The organism is Streptomyces sp. ActVer (assembly GCF_027270795.1).
Lineage (GTDB): Bacteria > Actinomycetota > Actinomycetes > Streptomycetales > Streptomycetaceae > Streptomyces > Streptomyces umbrinus_A.
On record NZ_JAPWHT010000101.1, the window covers coordinates 16104 to 27188 of the forward strand.

General features: G+C 70.4%; 10 protein-coding genes and 1 pseudogene. 4 read left to right on the forward strand and 7 right to left on the reverse strand.

Annotated elements, in window-relative coordinates; genetic code table 11:
- Positions 1-173 precede the first annotated feature (173 nt).
- Positions 174-878: a GAF and ANTAR domain-containing protein gene (locus O3Q52_RS18525; protein WP_269649891.1), complete on the forward strand. Its 705-nt coding sequence runs from the start codon at positions 174-176 to the stop codon at positions 876-878.
- Between the two features lie 73 nt (positions 879-951).
- Here O3Q52_RS18525 and O3Q52_RS18530 read toward each other — a convergent pair whose 3' ends face one another.
- From O3Q52_RS18530 to O3Q52_RS18540, 3 genes are all read right to left on the reverse strand, one after another.
- A complete protein-coding gene (locus tag O3Q52_RS18530) occupies positions 952-2607 on the reverse strand; it encodes a cellulase family glycosylhydrolase (protein WP_269649892.1) in 1656 nt (551 codons plus the stop codon).
- Between the two features lie 263 nt (positions 2608-2870).
- A complete protein-coding gene (locus tag O3Q52_RS18535; RefSeq protein ID WP_269649900.1) occupies positions 2871-4046 on the reverse strand; it encodes a serine hydrolase in 1176 nt (391 codons plus the stop codon).
- Positions 4047-4390: 344 nt separating this feature from the next.
- The gene (locus O3Q52_RS18540) at positions 4391-5440 is read right to left on the reverse strand and encodes a winged helix-turn-helix domain-containing protein (protein WP_269649893.1); all 1050 of its coding nucleotides are present in this window, start codon (positions 5438-5440) and stop codon (positions 4391-4393) included.
- Positions 5441-5662: 222 nt separating this feature from the next.
- Between O3Q52_RS18540 and O3Q52_RS18545 the strand changes: the two genes are divergently transcribed.
- Together O3Q52_RS18545 and O3Q52_RS18550 are read left to right on the forward strand one after the other, a co-directional pair.
- Positions 5663-6109 carry a hypothetical protein gene (locus O3Q52_RS18545; protein ID WP_269649894.1) on the forward strand — a complete coding sequence of 149 codons (447 nt, stop codon included), beginning with the start codon at positions 5663-5665 and terminating at the stop codon, positions 6107-6109.
- A 98-nt stretch (positions 6110-6207) separates the two neighbouring features.
- Entirely contained in the window at positions 6208-7158 is a 951-nt protein-coding gene (locus O3Q52_RS18550; RefSeq protein ID WP_269649895.1) for a hypothetical protein, read from the forward strand.
- Between the two features lie 17 nt (positions 7159-7175).
- On the opposite strand, the gene O3Q52_RS18555 is transcribed toward O3Q52_RS18550, so the two are convergent.
- Complete coding sequence (locus O3Q52_RS18555) at positions 7176-7919, reverse strand: nuclear transport factor 2 family protein (RefSeq protein ID WP_269649896.1); 744 nt, start codon at positions 7917-7919, stop codon at positions 7176-7178.
- 104 nt (positions 7920-8023) lie between these two features.
- Complete coding sequence (locus tag O3Q52_RS18560; protein ID WP_269649897.1) at positions 8024-8497, reverse strand: DUF5990 family protein; 474 nt, start codon at positions 8495-8497, stop codon at positions 8024-8026.
- Between the two features lie 111 nt (positions 8498-8608).
- On the opposite strand from O3Q52_RS18560, the gene O3Q52_RS18565 reads away from it, so the two are divergent.
- Positions 8609-9025, forward strand: a complete 417-nt coding sequence (locus tag O3Q52_RS18565) for a hypothetical protein (protein WP_269649898.1) — start codon at positions 8609-8611, stop codon at positions 9023-9025.
- A gap of 55 nt (positions 9026-9080) precedes the next feature.
- Here the strand turns inward: O3Q52_RS18565 and O3Q52_RS18570 are convergent, their stop codons facing one another.
- The gene (locus O3Q52_RS18570; RefSeq protein WP_269649901.1) at positions 9081-10523 is read right to left on the reverse strand and encodes an NAD-dependent succinate-semialdehyde dehydrogenase; all 1443 of its coding nucleotides are present in this window, start codon (positions 10521-10523) and stop codon (positions 9081-9083) included.
- A gap of 5 nt (positions 10524-10528) precedes the next feature.
- Positions 10529-11085 (reverse strand): annotated as a pseudogene (locus O3Q52_RS18575) (FAD-binding oxidoreductase); the annotation flags it as partial.

Sequence of the window (11085 nt, forward strand, 5' to 3'; positions counted from 1 at the left end):
GCGGCATGTGACTCAGGAATCTCAGGGACACGGCTCCACCACGCCGGAGTCGGCCCCGGCGTGATCACGCTCCGCGGGACAGGCAAGCCTGTTCGACGCGGTGGGGCACCCGGGTGGCAATATGGGGTCTCAGAGGAGCGGCAAGGGTGCTTCGATACGTAGGCAGGTGGCACATGTCGCACGAGCCGGACGGAGTCTGGGAGCGGTTCGCCGTCGCCCTGGCGGAGATGGCGCGGGATCTGCTGGCCCAGGACTCGGCGCAGGACACCTTGGACCGCATCGTGGAGCACGCGACGGTTCTGATCAACGGATGCGACCACGCCGGCATTCTCACCGTACGGCGGGGCGAGGTGCACGCACTGGCGGCGACGAGCGATCTCGTACGCCGCGCGGACCGGATCCAGCAGGATCTGCAGGAAGGCCCCTGCTTCGACGCCGTGACCGACCGCCAGCAGGTCTACACGATCCAGGACCTGCGCCAACCCCATGATCGCTGGCCCCGCTTCGCCCCCGAGCTGAACAAGCTGGGCATGGGCAGCGCGATGGGCTTTCTCCTCTTCACCGAGGACGACGATCTCGGCGCCCTCAACGTGTACTCCCGGGAGCCGGGCACCTTCGACGAGGCCGCGCAGCGGGCCGGCTGGATCCTCGCCTCGCACGCGGCCGTGGCCTTCTCCGCGGCCCGTACGCATCAGCAGCTCGGCCACGCCCTGGAGACCCGGCACGAGATCGGCGAGGCCATGGGCATCCTCATGGAGCGCCACGGACTGACCGAGGACACGGCCTTCAAGGTGCTCAAGAAGGCATCTCAGGACCGCAACATCAAACTGCGCGAGATCGCCCGCCTGATCTGCGAGACCGGCGAGAAGCCGGGCTGACCGCCCTCGGCCGAAACGGGTCTGCCTGGCCGGCAGGGGCCGGCGGCCCCCACCGGCAAGCGCGAGCAGCTGATCAAGTGGTGGCGCAGGCGGTTCCGTTGAGTCTGAACGCGGTCGGGGATGTATTGGTGGCGCCCTTGCTGCCGGTGAAGCCGACGGTGACCGAACCGGCGGCGGGGATGGTGGAGGTGTAGGAGGCGGGGGTGACGCTCACCGCGCCGCTGTTCTGGGTGGGGGTCCCGCCCCACATGTTGGTGACGGTCTGACCGTTGGCGAAGGCGAAGGCGAGCGTCCAGCCGCTGATGGCGGTGGTGCCCGTGTTGCGGATGGTGATCTCACCCTGGAAACCGCCCGGCCACTCGCCGACGACGCGGTAACCGACCGAACAGGCCACACCGGGAGTGCTGCCGCCCTCGTCGGTGGTGACGTTAACCGTGGCCGAGCGGGCCGAACGGTTCCCGGCCGCGTCTCGGGCGTAGACGGCGAAGGTGTACGTCGTGTCGGCGGTCAGGCCTGTCACGTCGACGGTGTTGGTGGTGGAGGCGGCGACCGTGGTCTCGGAGCCGCCGCTGACGCGGACCACGTCGTAGCCGGTGACGCCGACGTTGTCCGTGGCGGCGGGCCAGGCGAGGGTGAGGGAGGTGGCCGTCACCGCGGAGGCGGTCGGGGTTCCGGGGGCGGTCGGGGCCTGGGTGTCCCCCGGATCGCCGCCGCCGAAGACGGTCGCTTCGCGGGAGGTCTGGGCGATTCCGTTGGCGCCGTTGAAGATGCGCTGGCCCCAGGAGCTGAGCCGGCTGGGGTCGAAGCCGATCGACAGGTCGAGGATCGGGTCCGTGTTGCCGCTCCAGCTCCAGGCCAGATAGCCGAGCCTGAGCTGTTGGGCCGCCGCCATCATGGTGTCCTCGTCCGGGTCGCCCCACTGGTCGGGAGGCCCACCGAACTCACCGATGAGGATGGGGAGTCCGGCGTTGACGAAGGCGTTCAGGTAGTCGGTGATCTCCTGGGCGGTGTCGTACACGCTGTACATGTGGATCGAGAAGATCAGGTTGCCGGTGGTGTCGGCGTCATAGACGGCCTGGGCGTTGGCCCGCATGACGCCTTGCCAGTCCTGGCCCCAGTTGGGCGCGTCCACCATGATCGTGTGCTCGAACCCGGCGTTGCGCAGCTTCTTGATCGCGGCGACCGTGGGATCGGTCCAGCCGGCCGGGTTGGTGTTGCCCCAGGGCTCGTTGCCGATGTTGACGATGACGTAGTTCTCTTCACCGGCCAGTACGTCCTTGAGCCCGATCCAGTAGTCGGCCGCCTGGTCGAGCGTGCCGGCCGCGGCGTCCTCGCCGTATCCGGTGGTGTCGTGCACCTCCAGGACGCAGATGAGCCGGTTGGCCTTGCACTGGCTGACGATGCCGGCGACGTCGGCGGCACTGTTCTTGGTCCAGCGGTGACCGTTGGAGAGGACGACGCGGACGGTGTTGGCGCCGAGCGCCTTGACGTCGGCCAGCGACTGCGTCTCGCCCGGGTACCAGGTGTGGGCATGGTTGACGCCACGCATGATGAAGTCGTTCCCATTGCCCTCGACCAGGCGGCCGTCGCTGATGTGAAGTCCGGTGTCGAGGGCACCGGGCGACGACTGGGCATGAGCCGTCGCCGGACCCAGGACACCGAGAGCGACGAGCCCCAGGAGGGTGACCAGTCGGGTCAGCAGGGCGGCGACGCGGCGCCTTCGCAGCACGCCTGGTGCCGCGCTTCTTGTCGTGTTTCGTGTCGTGCCTCGTGTCGTGCTTCTTGCTGTTCTCACTGCGACTCCAGAAAGTGAGCGCCAAGAAACCTGAGCATCAGAAGAAACGTGGGAGCGCTCCCATAGAGGCACCACGACAGGAACATGTCAAGGCATCGCGCAGGCTCCGGCACACGAGGGGCCGGTATGCGGGTGCGAATTCGGCCGGTCCACCGGGACAACGTCCGGTGGACCGGCCAACGAGTCGGTCGCGGGGGTCACCCCATGCGCAGCAGCGAGCACACCGCCGATTCCTCCATCGTGCGGAGCTTCCGCAGCAGGTCCGGGGTCGTGGTCTGGTTCACCTGGGTGGTGAGCGAGACGGTGAGGGAACGTCGGCCGTCCGGTGTCGCGGCGATCAGCTGGGTGTAGCCGGGGGTGTTGCCGGTGTGCCCGAGCACCACTCCGCACCGGGTGGTGTAGCGGAAGATGCCGAGCCCCGCCTTGTTGCCGCCGGGGCCGGCCGGTTCGGAGGCGCCGTCCACCCACTGGCGCTGTTCGTGCAGCGCGGCCGGGGAGGTCAGTGCGCCGCTCGCGTAGCCGCGGATGAAGCGGTTCATGTCCCGCGGTGTGGCGATGATCCCGCCCGAGGCCCACACTCCGGAGGCGCCGATCAGCTCGCTGACGTCCAGCGGCGGGACCTCGCTGACGTCATAGCCGTGCATGAAGGGCCGCGCCATCTCGTACCCCTGCGGGAGGCTCGTTTCGCGCAGGCCCAGGGGCCGGTAGACGATCTTGCGGAGCAGTGTCTCGTAGGGTTCGCCGGTCACCGCTTCGGCCATGAGAGCGACGGCGATGTTGTCCGAGTTCGAGTAGCGGTACTGGGAGCCCGGGCGGAACAGCAGGCGCTCGTCACGGACGAAGTCGAGCAGGCGTCGTGAGTCGAAGTGCCGTCGGGGGTCGGCCGCGAGCAGGCGCAGGAACTCCGGATCCCGGCTGTAGTCCGGCAGACCGCTGGTGTGCTGCAGCAACTGGCGCAGCGTCACCTCGGCCCAGGCTCGGGGCAGGCGTGGCAGTCGCGCCCCGATGGTGTCGTCCAGGTCCAGCGCGCCCTGCTGGACGAGATGCAGGGCCACCGCGCCGCTGTAGGCCTTGCTCGCGCTGGCGGTCCGGGTGTGGTCGCGGGGTCCGATCGGACGGCCGGTCGTCAGGTCGGCGACTCCGGCGCGCAGCACGCGACGCTTGTCGCCGCTCTGCAGGAGGACCACCACTCCCGGCGGGCCGCCCGGAGCCGCGACCAGCCCGTCGAGTTGTCGCTGCAGCTGGTCCGGGTGGTCGCGGGAACCGTCCCCGGAAGTGGCGGCGGCAGGGTGGAGCGTTCCGCTGCCGACAGAGACGGCGGCCAACACAGTGACCAGGCACAGGCGCAGAGGAGAGTGGCGCTGAAGCGGCATCTTCATTCCAGGGCAGACGGGGCAGGACACGCCCAGCATCGACTCGCCCGCGGCCCACCGCTCGCGCACCTGCTCCAAACAGCCGATCAGGGCCCCGGGCAGTGCTGCGCGGCGAGAACACCGGCCGGAGTGGCGGGGAGACGCCCGGGTTCGGCGAGCGACCAGCGAGCACGAGCACGCCGTACGGCTTGCCGCTGGACTACCCGTCGCCGGACGGCCTGTCGCCGTACTACCTGTCGACGAACGACCCGTCCCCGTCCCCGTCCCCGTCCATGCACCGGCCTCCGACACCGGTGTCTGTCGCCCCCCCAAGCCCAAGTTGCTCGGCGGAAAAACCGAGTTGCTCATCTGGTCGACGGAGCAAGCGCCCCCGCCGCACCGCCCGCGTCGCCCTGCTCTGCCGCGTAGCCCAGTCGTGCCGCTCGGCCGTCCAGGAGTTCCGTGCCCAGAGGCGTGAGGGTGTGGCGCATGGTGTTGCGTACGCGCAGGCTGTGAATCAGGCCCGCGTCACGCAGTACGGTCGCGTGTTCGCTGACCGACGCGGGCGAGATGGCCAGGCGGCGGGCGATCTCGTTGCCGGTCGCGTTCTCCGCTTCCGCGATCGTGGCGAGGGTCGCCGCCCGGGTGCGGCCGAGAAGCCGGTCGAGTGCGCTCGCTCTCCCCACGGCGCCGCCGGGCCGCAAGGCGTCGATGCCGCGGTTCACGGGATACACCAGCACCGGGGAGAGGGAGCCGTCGCGCAGGGCGATGGGCCTCCCCCGGCAGAAGTACGAGGGAACGAGCCGCAGCCCGCGCCCCTGGAGGTGCACGTCCCGGTCCTCGGGATAGGACACCTGCAGGACCGGCGCACGCCATTGCACGGTGGGGTGCAGCCCGCTCAGCAGCCGGTCGGTCCCACCGGCCAGGAACGCCTTGGCGCGCTGGGCCCGTTCGGCGTCCACCGAGGCGCCGATCTGTGTCCAGTACGGCTGCAGCGCCTGCCGGTGATACGTGCGCAGGGCCGTGCCCAGACCCCGTCTGGCCGCGGGCAGTCCCGAGGCGAGCGCTGCCGCCCACGAGGGCAGTCTGCGCTGCTGCCCGAGTGTCGCCACATCCCTCCGCAGGCGAACGTGCGAGGTGGACAGGATCGTGTCGACGGCCGCTTCGGGGTCGGTGGTCCCCTCGGCCGGTGTCAGAAAGTCGGGCGAGTACCCGCGCGGCGGAACGAGATGAAGCAGTGGCCGGGCGGCCGTCTCCAACGACGTCCTCATGTGCGTGCGCCATCGCCGCAGCGCGACATCGATGTCCGGACCGCCGAGCACATGAAGGCTGAGCAGGGCTTCCCAAGCGGGATCCGGCCCGGTCGCCAGGCGAATCCGGCCGAGGTCCTCCGCGCTGAAATGGATACGCAGCATCAGCTTCCCCCCGAAAGGCTGCTACCCCAGGCGCCCCACTCTTGCCGATGAACGCAGGGCGCGATAGCTCCGATTTCGCCAGCCCTGGTCTTTCGGCGTCGGCCGAAACTGTTCCTGCGCGCTCCGGGAACCGGCCTAGTTTCAGGGCCAGTCACCACGGGGGAACGGCGACGGAAACCGCCGACGGTTTCCGTCGCCGCCCGTAGGCAAACGGAGGACTTCGTGACAACTGCACGTCGAATGGTCGGTTCCCTCGCGGTCGCGGCAGCTCTCGTCGCCGGGACCACCGTCCTGGCCACCGCTCCGGCGGCCGCCCAGGCCGACGCGTCCGCGCCCGCCCAGACCCAGCGCGCCGACTGGGACGGCAACATCTACCTCTACTACAGCGCGTCCAGCAACAGCTCATGGAGCAAGTACTACGGCTGGGTCGACGACTTCGCCGGGCACACGTTCGCCGCGGGCGGTGAGGGCAGTGGCCGGCTCGTCAAGAACAACGTGAACCGCGCCTGGAACAACGACGCGACCCACGCCGCGCGAATCTACTACAACGAGAACCAGAACGCGAGTGGCAGCGCTCCCTACGACGACTTCTACCCCGGCAACGCCCGGCAGCTCAACGACGGTGTGCGGAACAACAACGCCTCGATGAGCTGGTGGTACGTCGGCTGACATCGGGCTCGGGCCCGTCCGAGAGCTTCGGACGGGCCCTTCGTACGGGCTCTTCGTACGGGCTCTTCGTACGGCCGCACACACAAGGGGGACATGACATGCGGGCGCGAACCAGGCAGCGCACACTGCGGATCGGGGCCGCGGTCGCCCTCTCCGCCGCCCTCGCGGGCTGTGCGGAGGGACAGGCTGCCGAGCCGAGGCCGAAGCCGTCCGGTCCACCACCGGTGACCGGTGTGCCGACGATGCTCGGCGTGGGATCGCTGGTCCTGCCCATCGAGCCCTACCTGTTCACCGACCGGCAGGTCGCCCGGCTGTTCCGGGCGCGGGCGGTGCTCACCGCGTCCTGCATGAAGCGTTTCGGCCACACCTGGCCCGTCCCCACCGAGACCGCTCCCGACACCGGCACGCTGAATCCGGCCAACACGGCCCACCGGTACGGGATCACCGATGCCCGGCTCGCCGCCCGGTACGGATACCACCCGGCACCCGGCACGGCACCGGCCCGCACCAAGGAGAAGAGCGCGGGGCCCAAGCCCGGACCCGAGGAGATGCTCCTCCTGACGGGCGTCCGCGACGACGGCACTCCGGCGGCCAAGGACGAACGCGGGCGCGCCGTCCCGGCGGGCGGATGCCAGGGCGAGGCCACGGCGGCCCTGTCGGGCGACCCGGAGAAGATCGGCAACCGGGAGCTCGTCGGCACGATCAACATCGGCAGCTACAGCGACTCGCAGAAGGATCCACGGGTGGTGGAGGTCTTTCGCGCGTGGTCGCGCTGTATGAAACGACAGGGCCACCAGTACGCCGATCCGACCCGAGCGCCGGGCAAGGACCCCGAGTTCACGGGTCCGAAGGCCACCCCGGCCGAGACAGCTCTGGCCGGCACGGACGTACGGTGCAAACGCGAGACGAACGTCGTCGGCGTCTGGTCCTCCGTCGACGCGGCCTACCAGCGGCGGGCGATGAGCGCGAAGACCCGGGAACTCGCCGCGATCAAGCGGGACATCCGCAGGCAGGTGACCAACGCGGACCGGGTGCTGAGGACCGGCTGACGGGACGCGACGGATCCTCATCCGGTTGCGGAGTCTCCCGTGATGCCCGCGTCGAAGGGAACGGACGTGTGCTGGTGGACGATCTGCCAGCGGTCGCCCGCCGCGCGGTAGCCGGTGGTCACCCGCGCCGTGGTGTCCAGCGACCCGCCGCCGACCAGCGTGGCGCGCATCCGTACGAGCGCGTGGCTGAACGCAATGCTCTCGTCGACCCGTACGCGGAATTCGAGCACCTCGCGCTCCACCGGGCTGGCCAGCGTGGAGAACCACATCTCCTCGGCCTTGCGGAGGGCCTCGATCCCGCGCTGCTCCAGACCGCTCACGGGGTGGAACACCTCGACGTCAGGCGCGTAGCAGTCCATCGCCCGGTCGAAGTCCCGCTCGCGGCCGGCCGCGGTCAGTTCCGCGTCCAGGCGGCGGATCTCCCCCTCGGCGTCCTCGTCCTCCCAGAACGCGCGCACCTCCATGGCCCCGATGGTCGCCACGGGGTGCTTCGCCGCCACCTCGACGGCCTCCTCCAGGCTGTCGCACTCAAGGATGTCGTACCCGGCGACGTACTCCTTCGTCTCCGCGAACGGCCCGTCGCTGCGCAGCACTTCACCGTTCCGCACCCGCACGGTGACCGCTTCGGCGGGCAGCCGCAGACGGTGGCCGTGCAGCCGTACGCCGCGCTGGACGCCCTGCTCCTCGACCCAGGGTTCGACGGGGGCCATGCCGGAGGCGTCGGCGGTGTCGTCTCCGCAGACCAGCAGCATGTACTTCATGTTTCCTCCAGTGATTGACGAGGCCCCTGTGGGCCCCTGCACCCCATCGACGAACAGCGCTGCGCCGAATCGACACCTCGCCAGGATCTCTTGTCCGCGACGGGTCAGGCCCCCTCGGCGGGTTCGGCGGTCCAGGTGACGTGCGGGGGTTCGACGCGGGCGCAGAGAGGGCCGCCCTGTTCGTCGGTCAGGCCGAGGCGGGCCACCAGCAGGCCGTCGCGGGCGGCCGCGGCGAGTACCTCCTCGGGGACGACGTCGAGCATGAGCTTGGCGCGGCGGAACATGCTGAAGACGCCGGACTCGTCGACCGTGCCCCAGGACAGGTAGATGAACCGGCGGCCCAGCCGGTCCTGCACGTAGGGGCCCTTGACCTCGGTGCCGGTCGGTGAGGTGACCGCGGTGCACTCCAGGGTCCAGGTCGCGGACCTGGCGTCGCCCGGGTGCGGTTCGAGGAGTTCGGCCGGACGGTCACGGCGTTGGACGGCGACATGGATGTTGTCGTACGCCGGGACCTTGCCGTCGGCGGGGGCGGGGCTGGTACGGCCGGGCAGGTCGACGGCGTCGATTCGGATGCGCATACCTGCCATCATCGCGTCGCTGTCCAGGGCCAGTACGTTGAAAACCGCTGGCTGGTGGCGCACTCTTGGGCGAACTGCCTCGACAGGGCAGGTACAGAAGGGGGAGGCGGAATGCGGCAGCCGGAGGACAGGCTCCTGGCGGAAGCCCTCGGCAGCATCAATCCCGGTGGGAAGTTCGCCTCCCGGTTCCTGAGGAACGACGTCGGCGAGTTCGACCGTGAACTGCCGCTGGATTTCGACACCGCCCTCGAACGCGTCCGCACCCTGCTCTTCGGCATGTCCCACGGTGCGCGTCCGGTGGTCCTGGAAGCGACGACGGACCGGGTGACCCTGCGGGTGCTCACCGGCGGCGGAGCCCTCGCCATGAACCCGGTGGTGATCACCATGGACGTGACTCGTGGGAGCGAGTGGGCCACCCCGATCCATGTGCGGGCCGTCGCGAAGGAAGGCCTGATCAAGCAGCGGGCAGGCCGGAAGACGGCCGAGCGCGTCGTGGCTCTGCTGGACGGAACCGACCCGGGCCCCTGAGCCGTACGCACCGGCGCGCGCCCGGACCGCAGCGGCGGGCCGGGCGCGCGGCGGGTCACTTCACCGGCATCGCCAGGTACTGGTACTCCAGGAACTCGTCGATCCCCACCCGGCCGCCCTCACGGCCCAGCCCCGACTGCTTGATGCCGCCGAAGGGGGCGGCCGGGTTGGACACGAGCCCCGTGTTGAGGCCCACCATGCCGACCTCCAGGCGTTCGCTGACCCGCAGCGACCGGTCCAGGCCCGCGGTGAAGACGTAACCGACGAGCCCCCACGGGGTGTCGTTCGCCACGCGGATCACCTCGTCCTCGTCGTCGAAGGTGAGGATCGCCGCCACCGGCCCGAAGATCTCGGTGTCCATCAGTTGGCTGCCCGGGTCCACGCCGGCCAGCACGGTCGGCGGGTAGAAGCGGCCGGGCCCGTCCGGAGTGGCGCCGCCGACCAGCACCCGGGCGCCTCGACCGACGGCGTCGGCGACCAGTTCCTCGACCTTGGCTCGGCCCGCGTCGTCGATCAACGGGCCCACGTCCACGCCGTCCTGGGTGCCGGGGCCCACGACGAGCGCCCCCATGCGTTCGGCGAGCCGCACGGCGAACTCGTCCGCCACGGAGCTGTGCACGAAGAACCGGTTGGCCGCCGTGCACGCCTCGCCCATGTTGCGCATCTTGGCGATCATCGCGCCGTCCACGGCGGCGTCGAGGTCGGCGTCGTCGAAGACGATGAACGGTGCGTTGCCGCCCAGCTCCATCGAGGCGCGTACGACGGTGTCCGCGCACTGGGCGAGCAGGATCCGCCCGACCTGCGTGGAGCCGGTGAAGGACAGCTTGCGGATGCGGCCGCCCCTCAGGAGCGGCTCGACGACCTTGTCGGCCCGTGAGGTGGTGACGACGTTCAGCACGCCGTCCGGCAGCCCCGCCTCCCGGAGGATCCCGGCCAGCGCGAGGCTGGTCAGCGGGGTCTGCGGGGCGGGCTTGAACACCATCGTGCAGCCCGCCGCGATCGCGGGCCCGATCTTGCGGGTGCCCATGGCCAGCGGAAAGTTCCACGGGGTGATCAGCAGACAGGGACCGACGGGGCGGCGCGTCAGCAGCATCCGGTTGCGGCCGTCGGGCAGCACGCCGTAGCCGCCGCCGTCGATGCGGACCGCCTCTTCGGAGAACCAGCGGAAGAACTCGGCCGCGTACGCCACTTCGCCACGGGCCTCGGCCAGCGGCTTGCCCATCTCGGAGGTCATCAGCAGGGCGAGCTCGTCGGTACGGGAGAGGATGATCTCGTAGGCGCGGCGCAGGATCTCGCTGCGCGCGCGGGGCGCCGTACGGGCCCACTCCTCCTGTGCCGCGACGGCGGCTTCCTCGGCGAGCCGGGCGTCCTCGGGCCCGGCGTCGGCGACCTGGCAGAGGATCTCGCCGGTCGCCGGGTCGTCAACAGGCATCGTGGCGCCGGCTTCGGCGTCCAGCCACTTGCCGCCGATGAACAGCTGCTTGGGTACGTCGTTCAGGATGCTCACGGTGTGTCTCCAGGCTGGTCGGCACGGGCGGGGGCGGCGGGGTCGAGCAGTTCCGCGAGGTGTAGAGCGCGGGTTCCCCGGCCGCCGGCGAGCTGGTCGAGGTGGTCGATCTGGGTGGCGCAGCTGAAGCCGTCGGCCACCACGGTCGGTCTGCCGTCGACCGCGGCAGCGTCGAGGCGTGGTCGCAGCGACAGGTCGGCGACGGCCATCGAGGTGTCGTAGTGCTGTTCCTCGAAGCCGAAGTTCCCGGCGAGGCCGCAGCAGCCCTCCGCCTCGGTCACCTCGTCCACCCCGAGGCGGGTCAGCAGATCGCGGGGGCGGCGGCTGCCGAAGGTCGCGTACTCGTGGCAGTGGGTCTGCAGCAGCACCGACTCCGGCAGCGAGGGTGGGCTCCAGTCGGGTGCGGCGAGGTCGGTCAACGCGCCGGTCAGGGTGTGGACACGGGCCGCGACGCGCCGGGCGGCCTCGGTGCCGAGCAGTTCGGGCACATCGCGTTTCAGCGCGGCCGCGCAGCTGGGCTCGGCCACGACGATCGGCAGCTCGCTGTCGGGGC